Raw genomic sequence first — 20,803 nt, 5'->3', positions numbered from 1 at the left:
GTTTTCTAAGGCAGATAAAACTTTATAAGCACTATAAGCGAAAGAGTAAGCAAGGCGGCTACCCAAGATAACAGCCTGCATCATTTTTTCAGTACCTGCTGAATAATATTTTTCAGCTTTGGTAACTGCGCTTCAATGGAGTACTTTGAAGCGCTGGCTCTCGCTCTGTCGATAATATGTTCCCAGGAGTCAGCCTGGCTCAATGCAACATCTATAACCTTCGCTAAAGACTCGGCATTACCAGTCTCAGCTAACCAGCCAGTCACACCATGTTCTATCTGACTAGCAGGCCCTGGCGCACAGGTTGATACCACCGGACATCCATGCGCCATACTTTCAAGAACAACGATGCCGAAGGTTTCCTCTTTAGAAGGGACAACAAGTAGATCAATAGTTTTTAGCCACTTACGAATATCCGTGATCCAACCGCTAAAAACCACGCTCTGCTGCAGTTTTTTTTGCTCTAACAGTGCGTGTATTTTATGCTCATCATCGCCACTACCGGCAATTGTCAGCGAAAGAGTGCGCCCTTTTCCTATCAACAAAGACATGGCTTCTACTAGCTCTTCAAGACCTTTTTCGGGTGAAAGCCTGCCCACGAAACCCAGCTTTACAACACTTTCGACTGGCTTTGAGGGTATTTTTTCTACAGGAAAGTCTCTTAACACACAGGGCAATACATCTACATTATCAGCAGACCAGCCATGTTGAAGATAATGGGCCTTCATGTGCTCTGTAACAACAACAAGACGATCAGCTGCCTGCATTCTTTTATGCTTGTAGCTATAAGAAATGCCCAATACGGGCAGGTTCAGACCAGCAACTGACTTCGCAATGGTATAGGTCGCTCTCGAATTGATGGTAACCATCAATTCGAGATTATTATTCTTAATATAACGCCTTGTTTTGTAACCACTAAAAATATCCCAATACCCTTTAGGATTGTAATCATGAAACTCAACCGAATCAGGCATCATCAATCTAAAGGGAGCATTACCTGGCGTAAAAACGACAACCTTATAGCCAAGCGCTGTTAGCGCATAAGCCATATCAACAAATGCATTTTCCAACCCCCCTTTCCTGTCTGAGCACAATACCAGTCCGATTCTTACCAGCCCAGAACCATCATTCATAACACCTTACCTCCTTGAACTTTTGGTCTAAACACAACAGCCAAAGCAAGCATATATGCCATATAAAAAGAGTTTGCAGACACATTATGTCTTATATTAATCTCAGTCAGACCACTTATAAAAAAAGCAACAATAACCAAGAGCACTGGTGCCATATCTCTTAATGAAATCTTAAAATACCACATCATAATAAAAGGTGATAAATAAACCCATAACAGTCCGAAAATTCCTAATAACCCGTTACGCTTCATAGCGTCAAATATATCTGAATGAGCATGATAATTGACCACATACTCAGGAACAACGCCGGCATCAACAAAGCTTTTCCCAACTGCACTAGCCCCCCTTGTTCCATAGCCAAACAAAGGGTTATCAAGAAATATTAACCACGAATAATACCAGCTACTCAATCTAATGCTTACCGAAGTATACTCAGGGCCTTCATCAAAATGTCTATAAAGCTGCTCGACTGCCAAGGCGACCCTGTCACCAAATAAAAAAGCTGTAGCAATAACCAAAGCAAAAAGTGCAACAGCCATCCAAGACCTGAACAAAACACGCTTGTCATCTAAAGCTATTGCCAGTAAATAAATAAAAACTACGACAAAATATGAGAGAAGCGCACTGCGCGTACCGCTAAGATAAATAACAACGAACATTATCAAACAGGCTAACCCAACAATAATATTATTCCAATAGCTTTTTGGAGCTATTAAAGCAGCCCCTAAGAGTAGCCCAAGAAAAATTACAATAGAGTTTGCAAAAGGAACTGGATTCCACCATAAGCCAATACGCTGTCCATTAAAGTGTGATGACTCTTGCGCATAGACCGAATAAAACTGAAGAATAGAAGCTATAGCTGTAACACACAACATCAAAAAAACAGAAAACACTATGGATCTTTCAGAGATTTTTTCATTATTTAAAAGAAAAACAAGCGGAAAAACCAGTATAAGGTTTCTAGCGACCTGTTCAATCCCACTAAAATCAGAATTACCAAAGAAAATATTAAAAATATCACCAAAAATAACAAAAGAAACAGCAAAAAAATAAAACAAAATTATTTTTAAATACAAAAAAGGTTTTTCTTTTAAAACATAAAAAACCGCAGCAATAAAGTATATCACTGGCAGTATTTTATACGCTTTTTCAACAGCAAAGAAAATAGAGAACGACAGTAAAAACACCATCAAAAAAAACCCAGAACCTTTTAAGCCCCAAGGCAACACCTGTGATCTCATGAACTAAACCTCTCATATACTGCTAACGTTTTTCTAATCATATTATTGAGTAGAAAATTATTCTCATCTGGCTTTCTCTGCTCTGTTGAAGATGCCAGAGTGACAATCTTCTCTACAACACCCTCAACATTTCCTGTGTCCACCAGTCCATCGGCATAAAGAGCTGACAAGGTTTCTTCAACTGCACCATAAGCATACCCCACCACTGGCGTCCCTATTGACAGACACTCAACAACAGTTCGCCCAAAGGCTTCGGCAGTGGTGCTGGTCAGCGATAACATTACATCACTGATGGCATAGAGCTCTTTCATATCGGAGCGGGTACCGAGAAAGGTAAAGTGTTCAACCAGTGATTGCGCTTCTATAGCAGCCTTCACTTCTGCCAGAAACTTTCCCTTGGGATCACTGCCTATAACCAACACATGCACATTGGGCAACTGTGCCTTAAGCCGGCCTATCACCTCAACCAGATCCAGATGCCCTTTCCAGCGGGTAATACGCCCAGGGAAGCAGATCAGGAACTTATCCCGCGCCTGTGGGTTATCAGTATAAAACGTCTCCAGCCAACTATCTGGTGGGCGATAACCCCGTGGAAACTCATCAGGATCAATACCGCGGTGAATCACGGTGACTTTAGCAGGATCCACTTCCGGAAAGTTATCCAGCAGATAACGTTTAGCCGTTTCGGAAACCGCAATCACTCGCTCGCCCTTGCCCATAATGGCACTGTAACGATTCACCGAATGCATGCCATGCAGGGTGGTAATAAAGCGCGGCCGCGTTTCAGGGTTCATACCCCGCCAGGCAAGCCAGACAATCCAGGCAGGCATTCGGGAGCGGACATGGACAATATCCGGCTGCTGCTGCTCCAGCCAGCGACGAAATGGACGGACCTGTAAAAAAGTGCGCAGGGATTTACGTCCCAGATCCCATTGGACATGCTGACTACCAGCGGCCTCCAGCGCGTTGACCAGACGCCCGCCAGCTGACACGACTATCGATTCATGCCCCGCTTTTACCAGGCCTTCCGCCACTTCGAGCGTGCCGCGTTCGACACCGCCAAGCTCTAGCGCGGGCAATACTTGCACCACTTTCATAACCAACCTCTATCATGAATCAATCGCGCACATCGCTGGGCTTCATTCAGCGTCGGAGTGACCGCCTGTAACGCCTCAGAGTGATCAACACCCTGATGCACCCATCCCTGCCGGACCAGTTGCTCCAGCCCCTTAACCAACCGACTGGGGCGCTCCGCCTGACGTAATGGCACATCCAGAACCCCCACCGCACACCCCGCTGTCAGGGCTTCATACACCATCGATACACTGTCTGCTGTTATCCAGGCTTGCTCGGCTGTACTCAATTGAGCCGCTACCCAGCCAGGCGGCGTCTCACTGAACGGCACAAACGTTATACCTTCCAGCGATTTCAGCCGTAGCAGTGTTTCTTCTGGCGTACGACGTGATGAGGTCATAAGCCACTGGCAGGTTGATGAGGCAAGCAGTGGCCGCAACTGTGACAACAGCTGATCATCATTCCATCCATGGTGTTTCGAAGGGCCACCAATCAGAATCAGACCGGTATTCGCGTGTTTGACACCGGGGCTCATGGGATTCAGAGCCCCCTGAGTTTCAACAATATTTGCTGCCGGACGCGGGTGGTCATGTCGGGGAATCAGACACAGATCAAACCATCGACACGGCAGGCTGGGCTGCATTAATACCACGCTGCGCGCTTTTAAATGGCGACTCAGCAGCAACAGGCTCAAATGGGTTGCATGTCCGGCAGCAATCAGCAATTGTGGCGGGTTACGCTGCGCACTTGTCCGCAAAGGTTCTGGCAAAGCACCTCCGGCAAGGATCCGGAGCAATTGACGCTTTGGCAAGGCAGGCAAGGTCTCCACCTGCAACGGCGGCTGCAAGGCTTTCAGTGCATTCGCCAATCCCAGGGACTGGTTATAGTGTCCGGGTTTACCATCAGTGATGATCCAGATTGCACTCACGTGCGCTTCCCACTCTTTTCCTAATGTTTTTCCGCATGATAGCAGTCACACCGGAAAAGCCCCAGCTTCCAGGTAAAATTAGTCATCAGGACATTCAGACAATTCCCTTTAGCCCAGGGTATGATTACAATCGAGGGCTCTTTATAGGTTTGTTGAGGATTGATTCATGGCTGCTGCATTCGGTACTGTTTTCATGCCTGAAATGGCGATCACCTGGTTTGACGGTTCAAACTGGAGCGTGCCGGAGATGGTCAGCAGTAATAGCATTACACTGCACCCGGGTGCTCATGTACTGCATTATTCCAGCACCTGCTTTGAAGGTTTGAAAGCCTTTCGCCATGAAGATGGCTCGGTGAACATCTTCCGCATGGACCGTAACATTGCCCGTCTGTCGCAAAGTTCACGCCTGCTCGGCCTGCCTGCACTGGATGAAGCGACCGTTGCGCAGATGATCAAGGACACCGTGGCACGTTTTGCGGACGAAGTGCCGGCACCGCCGGGCTCGCTATACATTCGACCAACTCACTTTGGTACTGAACCGGCTATTGGTAAAGCGGCCGTGCCTTCCGTAACCTCCTGTTTTTTTGTTCTGGTATCACCTGTTGGCGACTACTTCGCAGGTGGTGACAAGGCACTGCGCCTGCTGCTGGAAGATCAGGGCATGCGCTGTGCACCGCACATGGGCATGATCAAGAGCGGCGGCAACTATGCCAGCGCATTGCAGCCTATCATGCGCGCGCGTGAAACAGTTCAGGCCGACCAGGTACTTTTCTGCCCGGGCGGTGATGTTCAGGAAACCGGCGCAGCCAACTTCCTGTTGATCGATGGCAATGAAATCATCACCAAGGCACTGGATCAAAGCTTCCTGCACGGTGTTACCCGTGACTCCATCCTGACCCTGGCGCGGGATATGGGCATGCAGGTGTCTGAGCGGGAACTGACCGTTGATGAACTGCTGGAACGCGCCGCCAAACCGGGTTGTGAGGCAGCACTCTCAGGCACGGCAGCTGTGCTGACACCCGTGGGTACGCTGATTTACCAGGGTAAAGAACATGCTGTTGGTCAGGGTGGCGTAGGCGAAACCACTCGTAAACTGCGCCAGGCACTGAATGCGATTCAGTGGGGCCAGGCTGACGACACCCACGGCTGGCTCACCCGCATCTGATAACCAGCCCGTTTCAGGTGGCCGCACAAGACGCTGGTGCGGCCATCTCTCTTACTCCATCACCTGCTGCCAGATCGCCATCACCCGCTGTCGGTAGGCATTCAGTTGTGCATCAGCAACCACACTGTTGGATTGCTCCTGTAACGCCTGACGATGTCCCACCGAACGCAGCACACGATAGGCTTCACGCAGGGTTTCTGCATCCTCAGCACTGAGCAACTGCCGTGCTTCAATCACATCCAGAATGCGAATATTGTCAGTATAGGTCACCAGGTCCGGATATTCCCAGGCATGGTTCAAGACCCAGTACTGCACCATAAACTCGATATCCACGATACCGCCACGATCCTGCTTCAGGTCAAACTGATCTTCTGCTGAAGCAGGGCTTGCCAGGTGTGTCCGCATTTTCTCACGCATACTGCGCACCTCTTCGAGCAGTGCTGTGCTGTCACGCTGGCGCATCAACACCTTGGCACGTGCCTCCTCAAAGCGCCGGGTCAACGCCGGACTGCCTGCCACGACGCGGGCACGGACCAATGCCTGGTGTTCCCAGGTCCAGGCTTCCTGTTGCTGATACTTTTCAAAAGCAGACAGACTGGAGACCAGCAGACCGGAGTTACCGGAAGGGCGCAGCCGCATATCGATTTCATACAACTGACCCGATGGGGTAAAGGTATTCAGCAAGTGAATCATCTTTTGCCCCAAACGGTTGAAAAACACCGGATTGGGTACTGATTTCTCACCATCCGTATTCAGGTCCGGATCAGCATCATGGATAAACACCAGATCCAGATCAGAGCCATACGAGAGCTCAATCCCGCCGAGCTTGCCATACCCCACTACAATAAAGTCAGGATCACAGGGCTCTCCAGGGGCTCGCATTGGCACGCCATGCCTGGCTGTCAGGGTTTTCCAGGCACTTTGCAACACGGCTTCCAGCAGCGTTTCAGCCAGCCAGGTCAGGTAATCACTGACTTTCATCAATGGCAAGGCGCCCGTGATATCGGATGCCGCCACTCGCAGGACATGGGCATGTCGGAAATAACGTAGTGTTTCCATCAACTGCTCGACATCCTCTTCCGGCACTCTGAGCAACTGCTGCTGTAGTTCAGCCTGCAACCGCGATTTATCCGGCGGTGTGAACAGGGTACGCGGGTCAATCAGCTCATCCAGCAGCACCGGCTGTTTGGCTAACAAAGTGGCGAACCAGGCGCTGGCTGAACACAGCTGAACCAACTGTCGCAACGCTGCCGGATTTTCAGCCAGCAATACCAGATAAGCGGAACGACGCAACACTGCCTGTATCAATTGCAGCACACGTTCCAGCGTCACTTCAGGATTGTCACAGCCAGCAACCGTTTCCAGCAGAGCGGGCAATACCTGCAGCAAACGGGTTTTGGCGACCTGTTGCAGCATCTGCATCGCACGTGACTGCTGCAAATCCTGCAACAGTTTTAATGCATATTCCGCCTGACTGAAGCCTTTACGACGCAACAGGGTCAACGCCTGATCGTCATCCAGCTCCTGTGTCAACAAACTGTGCCACTCTGCCTCATCGGTGACTTCCACGGTATCCGCATCGGCATCAGCCGGAGCAATCACATCCGCAAAATGACGCGATACAGCCTGACGGTGCTCTGTCAGCTGCTGCTGGAAAGTCGACCAGTCAGCATAGCCCATCGCCAGAGCGATTCGGGCCTGACCTACAGGATCTGAAGGCAACTCTTGCGTCTGCTCATCGGCAATCGCCTGGATCGCATGTTCGGTATTGCGCAGAAAGACATAGGCATCAGTCAGTTCGGCTACGGCGGTATCGGGCATACCGACATGCTCTGGTAACAGCGGCAGAATATTGAGCAGTTCGCGCTGCTGCAGCACCCGGTCACGACCACCACGGATCAACTGAAACGCCTGGGCAATAAACTCGACTTCACGAATACCACCTGAGCCCAGTTTGACATTCTGCTCCAACCCCTTGCGACGCACCTCGTGATTGATCATGCGCTTCATTTCACGCAAGGACTCAAACGCACTGAAATCGATATATTTGCGATATACGAACGGGCGCAGCTGTTGCAGCAACTGCTCTCCTGCCTGCAGATCACCGGCGACTGGACGCGCCTTGATCATGGCATAACGTTCCCAGTCACGCCCCTGTTCCTGATAATAATGTTCCATGGCACTAAAACTGATAGCCAGCGGTCCGGCAGAACCGAAAGGGCGCAGCCGCATATCGACACGAAACACAAAACCTTCAACAGTCTGGTTATCCAGCGCCTGAATCAGCTTCTGCCCCAGACGGATAAAAAAATCCTGATTTTCCAGTGGATTATTGGGGTGATCGGTTTCACCCTTTGCCGAAAAACAAAACATCAGATCAATATCTGAAGAAAGATTCAGCTCATCCGCTCCGAGCTTGCCCATTCCCAGAACGACCAGGTGTACCGGGTGACGCTGCCCCTGAGCATCTTCCGGTGACATAGGGACGCCCCAACGCTTGCAGGCACGCTGATATAACCAGTCCAGTGCACGATCAATACAGGCATCTGCCAGACGCGACAGATCACGGGTGGTTTCACGCATATCCGCATGACGCATCAAATCACGCCAGATCAACCGCACCATTTCATACTGACGAAAACGCCTGAGCTGCTGCTGCATCTGCAGCTCATCATCAATGTTCGCCAGCAATGCCGTTAAACGGTCAGCATAGGTTGTCAGGGTATAGCTCTGCAGCAGATCCCCCCGCTCCAGTAGCTGTACCAACCACTCTGGACGACGCGTCAGTTGGTCGGCGACAAAATCACTGATCGCCAGGACCTGACAGAGTTCGGTTTCCAGTGCGGCATACAGCGGCCGTACCTGAGCACAGGCAGGTTGCAGACTTTGCCAGGACTTTTCCACAACAGGCTGTAACAGAGATGGCAGCTGATCCAGTGGGCGTAATTCGGACATGTTTCCTCTCTCACAATTCAGGCGGGGCAGCGACTAGCATAGCAGACCTGATTGTGGTTCAGCAGCCAGGTTTGTGAAGATATCCCGGGTTTGCGCCAAGCTTTTTAAAGCCATCTGATTGATCTCTACAACACAATAATGACGGTTTGTTGTCATTTTTATGACGGTTTAACTACATTATTGTGACTATGACCCTTATAATTCGCCTGTCTTTCTACCAATACAGGTTTGTCTCCCATGGTGACTAATAACCCGATCCTGCAAATGTTTGCCCGATCACCCTTCAAACCGATGCAGGAACATATCGCCAAGGCGCAGGAAGCCGCCGCTGAACTGAAACCTTTTCTACAGGCTGTATTGAACAATGACTGGGAAACAGCCCAGCAGATACAGCATCGTATCGCAGTCATCGAAGGTGAAGCCGATGACATGAAACGTGCCATCCGCCAAAACCTGCCCGGCAACCTGTTTCTGCCGGTGCCACGCAGTGACCTGCTGGATCTGCTGCGCATGCAGGACAAGGTTGCCAATCGTGCCAAGGATATTGCCGGAATGATGTTGGGTCGCAAGATGCAGATTCCTGAACAGATCCAGGATGAACTGGGTCGTTTCCTGGAAACGGCTATCCAGACCACTGAGCAGGCCGTAATTGCACTGAACGAACTGGATGAATTACTGGCTGCAGGTTTTCGTGGACACGAAGTCAAGGTTGTAGAAAAGCTGATTGATGAGCTGGACCGTCTGGAGCATGAAAATGACGAGCAAGAGCGCAAGCTGCGTAACTCACTGTTCAACATTGAACGGGATGTCTATGCAGTAGATGTCATTTTCCTGTACCGCATTATCGATGATATCGGTGATCTGGCCAATTACGCCCAGCATGTCGGCAGCCGTTTACAGCTGCTACTGGCCCGTTAATCCACAAGTACGCGAGAAGTTATGGACGTATTAGCTCAACACGGCACTATCCTGATTCTGCTGGCCTGTCTGTTTGCCTTCTTCATGGCCTGGGGGGTTGGTGCCAACGACGTCGCCAATGCCATGGGAACCTCTGTCGGTTCCAAGGCTATCACCCTGAAACAGGCCATCATTATTGCCATCATCTTTGAATTTGCCGGCGCCTACCTGGCTGGCGGAGCCGTCACCTCGACGATCCGTAGCGGTATTACTGATGCCGAACTGCTGGCAGATTCGCCTGACTTGCTGGTATTCGGCATGATGTCAGCACTACTGGCTGCCGGGCTATGGCTGTTGATCGCCACGCACTTTGGCTGGCCAGTCTCTACCACCCACTCCATCATTGGTGCAATCGTCGGCTTTGCCGCTGTCGGCATCTCAGTAGACGCAGTACAGTGGGGAAAAATCTGGACCATTGTTGCCAGTTGGGTGATTTCACCCGTTACCGCAGGCTTTATCTCCTTTTGGCTGTTCCGCAGCGTACAGCACCTGATTCTGAGTACCGATGATCCGTTTGCCAATGCCAAACGGGTAGTACCTTTCTACATTTTCCTGGTCGGTTTTATTATCGCCATGGTGACTTTCACCAAGGGACTGACGCATGTCGGCCTGAATATGACATTTGCACAAAGCAGTGCCGCATCCGTTGGCGTCGGCATTATTGCAATGCTAGTCGGCATTTCAATGATTCGCAAAATCAAATACTCCGCGGCAGACGACAAGGATTTTCACTTTACCAATGTGGAGAAAATTTTTGGCATCCTGATGTTGTTTACGGCCTGTGCCATGGCGTTTGCTCACGGCTCCAATGATGTTGCCAATGCAGTTGGCCCTCTGGCCGCGGTAGTCAGCGTTGTACAGTCTGGCGGTGAAGTCGCAGCACGCTCGGTCATGCCCGCCTGGATTCTGTTGCTGGGCGGTATCGGCATAGTGGCGGGTCTGGTCATGTATGGTCACAAGGTGATTGCCACCGTGGGCCAAAACATCACCGAACTAACACCCAGCAGGGGCTTTGCTGCCACACTGGCGGCAGCGGCAACCGTCGTTGTCGCGTCAGGTACCGGCCTGCCCATCTCCACGACACATACGCTGGTCGGTGCAGTTCTGGGGGTAGGACTGGCACGCGGAATGGCAGCCTTGAACCTGCGCATTATCGGTACCATTTTTATTTCCTGGATTGTAACACTACCTGCTGGTGCCTTACTGTCCATTGCCATCTTCTTTACCCTCAGCGCCATCTTCCTGTAATACAGGAATTTCATTCAGAGTAATGGACCTGAGACACGGAAGCCTGCATTATGAGTGCAGGTTTCCGTGACGTACGACTGAATAAAGGATCAGGTTCCTACCGTGAGCAAGCAAGACAACGACCCCTATATTGACTGGTTCAGACACTCCTCCCCCTACATCAATGCACACCGTGGCAAAACCTTTGTACTGATGCTGGGTGGCGAGGCACTGGCTGACCCCAATCTGACGCATATTGTGCATGATGTTGCCCTGCTCAACAGTCTGGGGGTTCGTCTGGTACTGGTGTTTGGTTCTCGCCCTCAAATAGAAGAACGTTTACAAGTCCGCGGCATTCCAACCCGCCTGCATCACCACCAGCGCATTACCGATGCTGCCACACTGGAATGTGCTATTGAAGCGGCGGGCGTCTTGAGAACACTGCTGGAATCGCAGTTCTCTATGGGACTGTCCAATACGCCGATGCATGGTGCCAGAATCCGGGTGTGCAGTGGCAATTTTGTCACCGCCCGCCCTGCTGGCGTCGTCGATGGCGTTGATCTGGGCCATACCGGCGAACTGCGCCGTGTCGATCACCAGGCCATACGCCGCCAGCTGGATCTGGGCAATATACTGCTGATTTCCAACCTGGGCTTTTCACCGACTGGCGAAGTATTCAACCTGTCCGTGGAAGAGGTTGCTACACGCACGGCCATCGCGTTGAATGCGGACAAGCTGATCCTGTTTGGCAGTGAAGCCGGTATCACCGACAGCCATGGTGATCTGCGCAGCGAGTTACTGGCAGCAACGGCCCGGCGCTGGGTCAACCAGTATCTGGCCGGAATCGAAGATGCGACTCAAGCTCACAGCGAAACAGCCCGACTGTTACAGGCGGCTGCCGATGCCTGTGACGAGGGTGTCCCTCGCTGCCATCTGATCAGTTTTCAGCGTGATGGCGCACTGATTTCCGAACTGCTGACACGGGATGGCTCTGGTACCATGGTGGTGCGGGAGTCTTATGAACAGATCCGAACCGCCGTGATCGACGATGTGGGCGGTATCCTTGAGCTGATAGCACCGCTGGAAGCCAAAGGCATTCTGGTCCGCCGCTCACGTGAACGTCTGGAAATGGAAATAGACCGCTTTACCGTCATCGAGCGTGATGGCGCCATCATCGGCTGTGCCGCGCTCTATCCTTTCCAGGAAGAACAGGTTGGTGAGCTGGCCTGTGTTGCCATTGATCATCACTATCGCGGTGGTGAACGAGGTGACCGTTTATTGCAGGCACTGGAAGCACGTGCCCGGACGCTGGGCCTGACGCAGCTGTTTGTGCTGACCACACGCACAGCGCACTGGTTTATTGAACGGGGATTTCAGGCCGCATCGCTGGATGAGCTGCCGGGTGAAAAGAAAGCACTGTATAACTTTCAGCGCAACTCCAAGGTTTTTTTCAAACCTCTGCCAATCAGGTAAGCGTAGGCAGCATCATACGAAAGCGGGCACCCTGAAGTTCTGGAGAGCTGTCGACTTCCAGGGCCCCGCCATAGCTGCTGAGAATATCAACCACGACAGCCAACCCAATCCCCTGCCCAGAGGTAGAGGTATCGATACGCTGCCCTCTTTCCAGAATCACCTTGGCCTGTGTTGGTAACACACCGGGGCCATCATCCTCAACAAACAGTAACAGCCCATTACGGGCCGGACAGGAGCTGATGCGCACCCACTGATGACCATATTTACAGGCATTCTCCATCAGATTACCCATCAACTCCATCAGGTCTCGCTCATCCCCCTGAAACTGGGCATCCTGTGCAACATCATTATCGATACGCAGCCCTTTTTCAGCATAGACCTTGGTCAGCACATCCGCGATACGCTGTACCAAGGGACGCACATCAACAGGCCGGGCTGCCAGACCACCACGAGTTTTCACCGCACGTGACAGCTGATACTGAACGATCTGGTTCATACGCTGACTCTGCTCTTCTACCAGGCTACGGTAGGCTTCGGCAGAGAGCTTCTCACCACTGGCACCATGAATGACCGCCAAGGGCGTTTTCAGACTATGTGCCAGATCTGCCAGAGTATTGCGGTACCGCTCACGTTGCTGGCGTTCAGTCAACAGCAACTGGTTGAGGTTGTCGGTGACCGGCTGAACTTCACGCGGGTAATGACCCGACAGGCTGTCAGCTTCCCCTTTTTCAATCCGGCGCAAATCGGCAGCCAGGCGCCCTAGCGGTCGTAACCCCCATCGCAAAATCAGATACTGCATACTCAGCGCCAGCACTAGCACACCAAGCAAGGAGCCCCACAAACGAGTACTGAACGCCCGCATCTGCTCACGCAGACGCTCATCACTGCGCAACACCGATATTTTGAACAGCCGTTCTTCATTGCTACCCACCCAGATCACCGGATATTGCAGCAAATAGAAAGGTTCTGTTTCAAGATAGCGAAAAATGACCTGGCCCGGCTGAGGGAAGCTTTGCAGTGTCGAGGTAATCAGTTCAGCCGGAAGCAGTGCAGCAGAATCCGATTGCCACAGCAGCTCTCGGCGATCATTACTGATAAACGCATACACACCTGAACCCGGCTGGGAAAGCCCCGGCTCAGGCAACATGTCCGGCAAATTCAGTCCATGACCATCAAACTCTGCCAATCCCAGCAACAGATAGACCTGTAACTGTGCCTGGGAACGCTCGGATGCCACCAGACTGTCATAGTGGGCTCTTTGCAAAATCACGACGGCTACCACCATAATCAGTGGCAAGACAATCAAGGATGCCAGAAACAGGCGAGACTTGAGTGAACGGGGCAGTAGCCGACGCATCAATGCGGCTTAAGCTCTGGATTAAAGCGGTAGCCCAACCCTCTGACGGTAAGAATCGGCTGCAATGTCTGATCCGGATCAAGCTTCTGGCGCAAGCGGCGGATAAAGACTTCCAGTACATTACTGTCACGATCAAAATCCTGATGATACAGATGCTCTGTCAGCTCTGCCTTGGAGATGGTTTTACCCGCATTGAGCATCAGATATTCAACCGTACGGTACTCGTAGCTGGTCAACCGGACCTCTTCGTCCTGGAGTCGCACCACTCGACTGACAGTATCCAATGTCAAGGGGCCAAAGGTCAGCTTGGGCTTGGCATGTCCGGCTGCGCGACGAACCAGCGCATTCAGTCGGGCTGTAAGCTCCTCCGGCTGAAAGGGTTTTACCAGATAGTCATCCGCACCCGACTCCAGCCCTTCGACCTTGTCCTGCCAGTGTCCACGTGCAGTCAAGATCAATACCGGAAAATCACGCTGCGCTTCGCGCCAGCCACGAATCACCTCCAGACCTGACAATCCCGGCAAACCCAGGTCAACAATGGCAACATCAAACTCATATTCCCGCCCCATAAACAGCGCATCCTTGCCTGTTTCGCACTCCTCGACGGTGTAACCCTTATCCGTCAATTGCAGGCTGAGCTGTCGGCGCAAATCCAGGTCATCTTCAACGATCAATGCTTTCATGCCGTTTTCCTTCCGGTTATATCTGCCTATCAGGGATTGAGTATCGCACCATTGGCTGGGTCAATCATCACATCCCGTACGCGTCCGTCATTGACGATACGGATCACAAAGACCTTTTTCTGATCAACCTCAACCTCTTCAGCCTTTACGACTTGCCCGCCAAACGCCTGCTGAGCAATCTCGGAAGCACGCTTCAGGCTGGTCACAGGTTCAGCCATCAGCCATCCGGATACACCCAAAGCGCTCAGTATCAAACCCGATACGAGGGTACGCCGCATCCGGCTTAGGTTAGTTTTTCGCCCCCTGAACATTAGGGTTCCTCCGGCAGGTTATTCAATACAGCGAGTCTATCTGGTCTCAAATGAACTCCTGATTAACGAATCAGTCTGATTGCCGCTGTTCAGCCTGCTGACGTCTGACCTCTCGAATCGACAGCATCATGAAACGGACGTTGTACAACAGCCCGATAGGGATAGCAAAAAACACAGAGACCACAAAGACTTTGCCCAGTGCCGGCGAACCGGCGTACTGGCCCACCCAAAGGCTGATCAATGCCAACACACTCAGAGGGATACCGGTCTTCATACAGATACGCAGTATCCGGTCCTGGCGAATCGCTTTTTTATCAATCTTGATGGTCATCGTTTATCTGCCCTGCTGTCTTTTCATGACCGGGGAGCATAGAACGCACCTGACTTTTGTTCAAGCACCCTTACTGTACGCCTGACAGCCAGACAGAATCTGATATACTCGGGATAAACCGACAACACACCTGTTACCCAAGGACTAACCGATGCCTGAGTATCGTTCCAGAACGTCGACCGCCGGTCGTAATATGGCGGGTGCCCGCGCCCTGTGGCGTGCCACCGGCATGAAAGATGACGACTTCCACAAACCTATCGTTGCGATTGCCAACTCCTTCACCCAGTTTGTGCCGGGACATGTCCATCTGAAAGACATGGGCCAACTGGTAGCCCGGGAAGTGGAGAAGGCTGGCGGCGTTGCCAAAGAGTTCAACACCATCGCCGTGGATGATGGCATCGCCATGGGTCACGATGGCATGCTCTATTCACTACCCTCCCGAGATATTATTGCGGACTCGGTTGAATACATGGTCAATGCACACTGTGCCGATGCCCTGATCTGTATTTCCAACTGCGACAAAATTACACCGGGAATGTTGATGGCAGCCATGCGCCTGAATATTCCGGTTATTTTTGTCTCCGGTGGCCCAATGGAGGCAGGTAAAACCAAGCTTTCCGAACACAAGCTGGATCTGGTCGATGCCATGGTAATCGCTGCAGACAGTAATGCATCTGACGAGATGGTAGCCGAGTATGAGCGCTCAGCCTGCCCAACCTGTGGTTCCTGCTCCGGCATGTTCACCGCCAACTCAATGAACTGTCTCACTGAAGCTCTGGGTCTGTCACTGCCAGGGAATGGCACCACCTTGGCAACGCACAGTGATCGTCGCCGCCTGTTTGAAGAAGCCGGACACCGCATCGTTACCCTGGCCAAGCGCTATTATGAGCAAGACGATGTCTCGGTATTACCGCGCAATATTGCCAATTTCAAAGCGTTCGAAAATGCCATGTCACTGGATATCGCGATGGGTGGCTCGACCAATACCATCCTGCATTTGCTGGCCATCGCGCTGGAAGGTGAACTGGACTTCACCCTGCGTGATATTGATCGCCTGTCGCGAACAGTACCGCAGCTGTGCAAAGTCGCTCCGAATACGCCGAAATACCATATTGAGGATGTCCATCGTGCCGGAGGGATTTTTGCCATTTTAGGCGAGTTGGATCGTGCCGGGAAACTGCACACCGACATTCCTACGGTTCACAGCAACACACTGGCAGAGGCTCTGGAACACTGGGACATCATGCGCAACCCGACGTCTGAGGTACTGGAGTTTTATAAAGCGGGTCCGGCTGGCATTCCGACACAAACGGCTTTCAGCCAGTCCACTCGCTGGCCGACACTGGATGGTGATCGTGAAAATGGCTGCATCCGCAACCTGGAACATGCGTTCTCCAAAGAAGGGGGTCTGGCGGTGCTGTTCGGCAATATCGCCGAAGATGGCTGTGTCGTCAAAACAGCCGGTGTGGATGATTCTATTCTGCGCTTTGAAGGCCCCGCGCATATTACCGAGTCACAGGATCAGGCTGTCGAGCACATTCTGAAGGACCAGGTTAAAGCGGGTGATGTCGTGATCGTCCGCTATGAGGGTCCCAAAGGCGGGCCCGGTATGCAGGAGATGCTCTATCCGACTTCTTACCTCAAGTCTAAAGGACTGGGAAAAGACTGTGCATTGTTAACAGATGGCCGTTTTTCAGGCGGCACCTCCGGACTGTCGATTGGCCATGTTTCTCCGGAAGCTGCTTCCGGTGGTGCGATAGGACTGGTACGCAACGGCGACCCAATCTGCATCGACATTCCCAACCGCAGCATTAATGTCCTTTTGTCTGATGAAGAACTGGCCAAGCGTCGAGCTGAACAGGATGCTCTGGGATGGAAACCGGCGATGGAAAGGCCCAGAAAAGTGACGGCTGCACTGAAAGCCTATGCCAAACTGGTCACTTCTGCGGATAAAGGCGCAGTACGCGATCTGACACTGCTGGACTAAGATCTGGGATCAAGTTTCAGGTGGCTTCACGCCACCTGAAGTTTATCCCGGTCCGATGCGTTATCCCTGCATAGCCTCCAGCACCTGTTCAGACCATTTCAGGCTATGACGATAGGCTACCTCATAGAACTGAGAAGGCAGGAGTTTTTTCAGGCGTTCAAACTCACCACGCTCGTAGACCTCGACTTCGCTCAGCAAAGCACCAGATTGCCCTTCTCGATTCAACAGCGCATCTCTGACCGACTGCTGCAAAGGCACCTCATTGAGCAGCACCTCCATTTCCATGTCCATCATGACATCCAGCTGCGACAATAACCCGACAATAAAACACTCCATGGGGTCCTGGTATTCAAGCATTTCAGCCAACAGCTCACACATTCGTCCACGCACCAACATGGTCCGTGTTAACTCCGTTGGTTTACCATTGTCACTTTTGGCCAGGAACAGCATTACCCAGCGGCGCACCTGATCCATGCCCAGTAGCGCAATGGCATGCGATAAAGAGGTGACCTCGCGACGCAGATTGACTGCCGCCGAGTTCACCACACGGAGTATTTTATAGGTCAGTTCAGGATCTTTCAGGGCAATCTCTTCAACCGACTGAGCGGTGGCATGCTTGTTCTGCAATTCCTGCAAGATCTGCATCAGCAACACTTTACTGCCTGACAGCTTTTTTCCGCGCACCAGATCCGGTTTACTCAGAAAGTACCCCATATAGAGCGCAAAGCCCATTTCCAGACACTGCCTGAACTCCTCCTGGGTCTCGACCTTGTCAGCCAGCAACTCCAGATTGAAAGGCTTCAGTTTCTGCACCAACGACGGAATCCGGCTCAGCCCGATCAGCTGAATATCCAGTTTGAGAACATGCACGACCTTCAATAATGGATGAAGCTTGGTATCGGAAGGGTCAAAACCAGACAGCGCCAAACGGTAGCCTTGACTGGCCAGCGTTTCAAGACGCGCAATCAAGCGTGAAGTCACCTGCGTATGAGGCAGGAGTTCAAGTACAAACAGGTGACGAGGAAAATCCGGTAACTCATCATTGAGCAGGACTTTGTCAGTCACTTTCAGAAAAAAAGGCACCTGTGCTTTGGTCGCTTTACTAAACGATGCATACGAATTGACCAATACAGCCAGGGTCGCATCATCATCCTTGAGGCCCATGACAAAGTTACCCTGCTCATCGCGAAACAACAATTCGTAGGCAGCAACATCCTGACTCTTGGTATAGATGGCCTGGCGCGCCATCAGCACCGGCAGACCCTGATCCTCATCCATTAACGGCATCATGCTCACGGGGTTCACTCCATAGTGATCCAGGCAGTTAATTCAAACAACCGTAGCATATACAAAATAGACCACCTGTGTCACTAAAGCATCAGTCTGTACGCGTATCCGGCAACTTGAGCTGGCGAATATCATAGCCGGTTGGGGACTGATGCAGACGCAGCCCAAAAACCGGGATCACCGCCAACACATGATCAAAAATATCCGCCTGAATATTTTCGTACTCCACCCAGGCAGTGGTGTTGGTGAACGCATAGATCTGGATAGGCACCCCCTGACTGGTCGCTTCCAACTGACGCACCATCATAATCATTTGTGGATGAATACGTGGATGTGTTTTCAAATAGGTGTTCAGATAGGCACGAAAGGTGCCCAGATTGGTCAAGCGACGCCCATTTAACGGCGAACTGAGGTCAATGCCATGCGCCTCATTATACTGAGCCACTTCAGTGAGTCGCTGTTCAATATAGGGGCTCAGGACACTGGATTTACGCAAGCGAGCAATGTCATCCTCCGTCAGAAAGGCAACACTGCTGACATCAATGTGAACACTGCGCATGATCCGCCGACCACCGGATTCCTGCATCCCCCGCCAGTTTTTGAAGGAGTCGGAAATCAGTGCATAGGTAGGAATTGTGGTGATGGTATTATCCCAGTTCTGCACCTTGACCGTAGTCAGGTTGACATCCACCACAGCGCCATCAGCACCATAACGACTCATCTCCAACCAGTCACCAACCGACAGCATTTTGTTGGCAGACAACTGAATACCCGCCACCAGCCCCATCAACGGATCCTTAAAGACCAGCAACAACACTGCCGTCATGGCACCTAAACCGCTGAACAGAATGACCGGCGACTTACCAATCAGGATCGATACGGCGATCACTGCTGCCAAGACCACAGAGGTCAGCTTCACTCCCTGAAAAATCCCCCGCAACGGCAGATCCCGGGTAGCCCGACTGTACTGCGACAGTTCCAGCAGCACATCCAGCAAAGCGAACAGCACCAACACACTGAACAGCAGAATCCAGAGCTGGGTCAGACTACTGATCAATAGCAGCGTCATCGAGCCTGGCTCCAGCCAATGCTGAGCCTGTATCTGGATAATCAGTGCCTGTACAATAAATGACACACGCTTGAACAACTGCTGCTCAAACAACGCGCGTTTCCAGACCTGCTCCGCTCCGCCGCTACCTGCCAGCCATTCCATAACCCGGCGTACCAAACGGTGTAAAACCAGGTGTGTCAAAATCGCAATCAGTACAATCAAGCCCAACGCAACCACCAGCTGCGTCAGAGCTGTTGGCTCAATTGACAGTTTCCCCAGCCACTGCGTGACCGCCTCTACCCACATATCCTTTCCTCGTTTCCAGCCAGATATCTTGCCCAATTCCGGCTGCTACCCTCGTAGCAGCTCTTGGGTTAAACTGCTGCCAGCCACTATAACAGCCAGAGTAGCGCAACGCATGACCTTTCAGACCGACAATCCTGCCACCGAACTTCACACCCTGCGCGACTATATTCGCTGGGCCATGACCTGCTTTCAGCAAGCCAGTCTGTTCTATGGACACGGTACGGACAACCCCTGGGATGAAGCCGTCCAACTGGTACTGAATGCCGTCCATCTACCCTGGGATGCCAGTCCGGAAGTACTGGATGCACGTCTGACCAGCCAGGAAAAGCAGCGGATTCTGACCTACATTCGCCGGCGTACTGAAGAGCGTATACCCCTGCCCTATATCACCGGTGAGGCATGGTATATGGGCATGCCCTTCCATGTTGATGAACGGGTGCTGATCCCGCGTTCACCCATTGCCGAACTGACTGAACATCAGTTTTCACCCTGGCTCAGACCAGGTCCGGTAGAACGAATACTGGATCTTTGCACGGGCAGTGGCTGCATAGGGATCGCCTGTGCCTATCAGTTTCCTGAAGCGCAAGTGGACCTGGTGGATATTTCCACCGATGCTCTGGACGTAGCTGGCAAAAACATTGCACGCCATGAATTACAACATCGTGTGACAGCTGTGCACAGCGATCTGTTCAATGCCCTGCGTGGACAGCGTTACGATCTGATTGTCAGCAACCCGCCTTATGTGGATGCACCAGACTTCGATACCATGCCCAGGGAATATCAACATGAGCCAAGACTGGCGCTGACTTCCGGACCGGATGGACTGGATATTACCCGCCGAATTCTCCGTGAAGCCAGTGACTATCTGGCTGAAGATGGGCTCCTCGTTGTTGAAGTGGGTAATAGTGAAGCACACCTGATTGAAGCCTATCCGGATATTCCATTTATCTGGGCCGAATTTGAAAAAGGCGGGAATGGTGTGTTTTTACTCACCTCCGAAGATTTAAAACACTATCGCAACCACTTCTGAAACATCCATCATGCTTTATTAATGCGCTATCTGCTTGACAAAGATCATGTTTAAAGCGAAATTCCTAGGCTATTCTAGCGCGCTCGGCTGTTTTACTGGCAGCAAATGTAAACATGCCTTGCAAATTTTACAGGTATAACAGGACTCTGTACCTATCTGCACTGAGGAAAGGACCGCTCAGCATACTCCGACGGAGTCGAATGTGTTAAACAGGCTACACAGGCTCATACCCCGCAAACAGTCAGCAGACTTTATTGGCCTGTGCGTTACCCGTAACAGCATTTGTCTGGTGCAAGCGGCTAACACC

General features: G+C 51.7%; 17 protein-coding genes. 6 read left to right on the top strand and 11 right to left on the bottom strand.

All coding sequences use genetic code 11. The features are described 5' to 3' along the window. Positions 1-80: 80 nt before the first annotated feature. Genes ADINL_RS03475 through ADINL_RS03460 form a run of 4 tightly spaced genes read right to left on the bottom strand, consistent with a single transcriptional unit; the run spans position 81 to position 4,376 of the window. Complete coding sequence (locus ADINL_RS03475; RefSeq protein ID WP_036544042.1) at positions 81-1,133, bottom strand: glycosyltransferase; 1,053 nt, start codon at positions 1,131-1,133, stop codon at positions 81-83. Then, positions 1,130-2,374, bottom strand: a complete 1,245-nt coding sequence (locus tag ADINL_RS03470) for an O-antigen ligase family protein (RefSeq protein WP_036544040.1) — start codon at positions 2,372-2,374, stop codon at positions 1,130-1,132. Before ADINL_RS03470 ends, ADINL_RS03475 begins: the two co-directional genes overlap by 4 nt. Beyond that, positions 2,371-3,471 (bottom strand): glycosyltransferase family 4 protein, encoded by a 1,101-nt coding sequence (locus ADINL_RS03465; protein WP_036544038.1) that lies wholly within the window; start codon positions 3,469-3,471, stop codon positions 2,371-2,373. The genes ADINL_RS03470 and ADINL_RS03465 overlap by 4 nt, the downstream gene beginning before the upstream one ends. Then, positions 3,468-4,376: a mitochondrial fission ELM1 family protein gene (locus tag ADINL_RS03460; protein WP_036544036.1), complete on the bottom strand. Its 909-nt coding sequence runs from the start codon at positions 4,374-4,376 to the stop codon at positions 3,468-3,470. The genes ADINL_RS03465 and ADINL_RS03460 overlap by 4 nt, the downstream gene beginning before the upstream one ends. Before the next feature lie 166 nt (positions 4,377-4,542). Between ADINL_RS03460 and ADINL_RS03455 the strand changes: the two genes are divergently transcribed. Continuing rightward, positions 4,543-5,541, top strand: coding sequence for a branched-chain amino acid aminotransferase (locus ADINL_RS03455; protein ID WP_036544034.1), 999 nt, complete (start codon positions 4,543-4,545; stop codon positions 5,539-5,541). A 51-nt stretch (positions 5,542-5,592) separates the two neighbouring features. On the opposite strand, the gene glnE is transcribed toward ADINL_RS03455, so the two are convergent. Then, positions 5,593-8,496, bottom strand: a complete 2,904-nt coding sequence (glnE, locus tag ADINL_RS03450) for a bifunctional [glutamate--ammonia ligase]-adenylyl-L-tyrosine phosphorylase/[glutamate--ammonia-ligase] adenylyltransferase (protein ID WP_036544032.1) — start codon at positions 8,494-8,496, stop codon at positions 5,593-5,595. Positions 8,497-8,733: 237 nt separating this feature from the next. Here glnE and ADINL_RS03445 point away from each other — a divergent pair, with 237 nt between their 5' ends. From ADINL_RS03445 to argA, 3 genes are all read left to right on the top strand, one after another. Next, entirely contained in the window at positions 8,734-9,414 is a 681-nt protein-coding gene (locus ADINL_RS03445) for a TIGR00153 family protein (protein ID WP_036544030.1), read from the top strand. Between the two features lie 21 nt (positions 9,415-9,435). Then, positions 9,436-10,701, top strand: coding sequence for an inorganic phosphate transporter (locus ADINL_RS03440; RefSeq protein ID WP_036544028.1), 1,266 nt, complete (start codon positions 9,436-9,438; stop codon positions 10,699-10,701). Between the two features lie 102 nt (positions 10,702-10,803). Then, entirely contained in the window at positions 10,804-12,153 is a 1,350-nt protein-coding gene (gene argA / locus ADINL_RS03435; protein WP_036544026.1) for an amino-acid N-acetyltransferase, read from the top strand. On the opposite strand, the gene ADINL_RS03430 is transcribed toward argA, so the two are convergent. The 4 genes from ADINL_RS03430 to ADINL_RS03415 all read right to left on the bottom strand — a co-directional run bounded on the left by ADINL_RS03430 (position 12,146) and on the right by ADINL_RS03415 (position 14,835). Beyond that, complete coding sequence (locus ADINL_RS03430) at positions 12,146-13,510, bottom strand: ATP-binding protein (RefSeq protein WP_036544023.1); 1,365 nt, start codon at positions 13,508-13,510, stop codon at positions 12,146-12,148. The two genes, argA and ADINL_RS03430, sit on opposite strands and share 8 nt — an antisense overlap. Then, positions 13,510-14,193 (bottom strand): response regulator transcription factor, encoded by a 684-nt coding sequence (locus ADINL_RS03425; protein ID WP_036544022.1) that lies wholly within the window; start codon positions 14,191-14,193, stop codon positions 13,510-13,512. Before ADINL_RS03425 ends, ADINL_RS03430 begins: the two co-directional genes overlap by 1 nt. 29 nt (positions 14,194-14,222) lie before the next feature. Continuing rightward, entirely contained in the window at positions 14,223-14,411 is a 189-nt protein-coding gene (locus ADINL_RS03420; RefSeq protein WP_161667730.1) for a PepSY domain-containing protein, read from the bottom strand. Positions 14,412-14,574: 163 nt separating this feature from the next. Beyond that, positions 14,575-14,835, bottom strand: a complete 261-nt coding sequence (locus ADINL_RS03415; protein ID WP_036544018.1) for a hypothetical protein — start codon at positions 14,833-14,835, stop codon at positions 14,575-14,577. A 151-nt stretch (positions 14,836-14,986) separates the two neighbouring features. Between ADINL_RS03415 and ilvD the strand changes: the two genes are divergently transcribed. Beyond that, entirely contained in the window at positions 14,987-16,822 is a 1,836-nt protein-coding gene (gene ilvD, locus ADINL_RS03410; protein ID WP_036544016.1) for a dihydroxy-acid dehydratase, read from the top strand. 60 nt (positions 16,823-16,882) lie between these two features. On the opposite strand, the gene ADINL_RS03405 is transcribed toward ilvD, so the two are convergent. Together ADINL_RS03405 and ADINL_RS03400 are read right to left on the bottom strand one after the other, a co-directional pair. Then, the gene (locus ADINL_RS03405; RefSeq protein WP_036544014.1) at positions 16,883-18,112 is read right to left on the bottom strand and encodes an EAL and HDOD domain-containing protein; all 1,230 of its coding nucleotides are present in this window, start codon (positions 18,110-18,112) and stop codon (positions 16,883-16,885) included. Between the two features lie 88 nt (positions 18,113-18,200). After that, positions 18,201-19,466: a mechanosensitive ion channel family protein gene (locus ADINL_RS03400; RefSeq protein ID WP_036544012.1), complete on the bottom strand. Its 1,266-nt coding sequence runs from the start codon at positions 19,464-19,466 to the stop codon at positions 18,201-18,203. 112 nt (positions 19,467-19,578) lie between these two features. On the opposite strand from ADINL_RS03400, the gene prmB reads away from it, so the two are divergent. After that, positions 19,579-20,496: a 50S ribosomal protein L3 N(5)-glutamine methyltransferase gene (prmB, locus tag ADINL_RS03395; RefSeq protein ID WP_036544010.1), complete on the top strand. Its 918-nt coding sequence runs from the start codon at positions 19,579-19,581 to the stop codon at positions 20,494-20,496. Positions 20,497-20,803: the final 307 nt, after the last annotated feature.

Origin of the sequence: Nitrincola lacisaponensis (genome assembly GCF_000691225.1) — a bacterium.
Lineage (GTDB): Bacteria > Pseudomonadota > Gammaproteobacteria > Pseudomonadales > Balneatricaceae > Nitrincola > Nitrincola lacisaponensis.
Note: the sequence above shows the minus strand (reverse complement) of the source record. Positions and strands in the feature narration are given on the sequence as shown.

Bases quoted from the DNA above. Each gene is read 5' to 3' on its own strand.
- ADINL_RS03470 (WP_036544040.1), bottom strand. From the start codon at position 2,374: ATGAGATCACAGGTGTTGCCTTGGGGCTTAAAAGGTTCTGGGTTTTTT.
- ADINL_RS03430 (WP_036544023.1), bottom strand. From the start codon at position 13,510: ATGCGTCGGCTACTGCCCCGTTCACTCAAGTCTCGCCTGTTTCTGGCA.
- ADINL_RS03465 (WP_036544038.1), bottom strand. From the start codon at position 3,471: ATGAAAGTGGTGCAAGTATTGCCCGCGCTAGAGCTTGGCGGTGTCGAA.
- ADINL_RS03425 (WP_036544022.1), bottom strand. From the start codon at position 14,193: ATGAAAGCATTGATCGTTGAAGATGACCTGGATTTGCGCCGACAGCTC.
- ADINL_RS03455 (WP_036544034.1), top strand. From the start codon at position 4,543: ATGGCTGCTGCATTCGGTACTGTTTTCATGCCTGAAATGGCGATCACC.
- ADINL_RS03420 (WP_161667730.1), bottom strand. From the start codon at position 14,411: ATGGCTGAACCTGTGACCAGCCTGAAGCGTGCTTCCGAGATTGCTCAG.
- prmB (WP_036544010.1), top strand. From the start codon at position 19,579: ATGACCTTTCAGACCGACAATCCTGCCACCGAACTTCACACCCTGCGC.
- ADINL_RS03400 (WP_036544012.1), bottom strand. From the start codon at position 19,466: ATGTGGGTAGAGGCGGTCACGCAGTGGCTGGGGAAACTGTCAATTGAG.
- ADINL_RS03445 (WP_036544030.1), top strand. From the start codon at position 8,734: ATGGTGACTAATAACCCGATCCTGCAAATGTTTGCCCGATCACCCTTC.
- ADINL_RS03440 (WP_036544028.1), top strand. From the start codon at position 9,436: ATGGACGTATTAGCTCAACACGGCACTATCCTGATTCTGCTGGCCTGT.
- ADINL_RS03415 (WP_036544018.1), bottom strand. From the start codon at position 14,835: ATGACCATCAAGATTGATAAAAAAGCGATTCGCCAGGACCGGATACTG.
- ADINL_RS03475 (WP_036544042.1), bottom strand. From the start codon at position 1,133: ATGAATGATGGTTCTGGGCTGGTAAGAATCGGACTGGTATTGTGCTCA.
- glnE (WP_036544032.1), bottom strand. From the start codon at position 8,496: ATGTCCGAATTACGCCCACTGGATCAGCTGCCATCTCTGTTACAGCCT.
- ADINL_RS03405 (WP_036544014.1), bottom strand. From the start codon at position 18,112: ATGATGCCGTTAATGGATGAGGATCAGGGTCTGCCGGTGCTGATGGCG.
- ilvD (WP_036544016.1), top strand. From the start codon at position 14,987: ATGCCTGAGTATCGTTCCAGAACGTCGACCGCCGGTCGTAATATGGCG.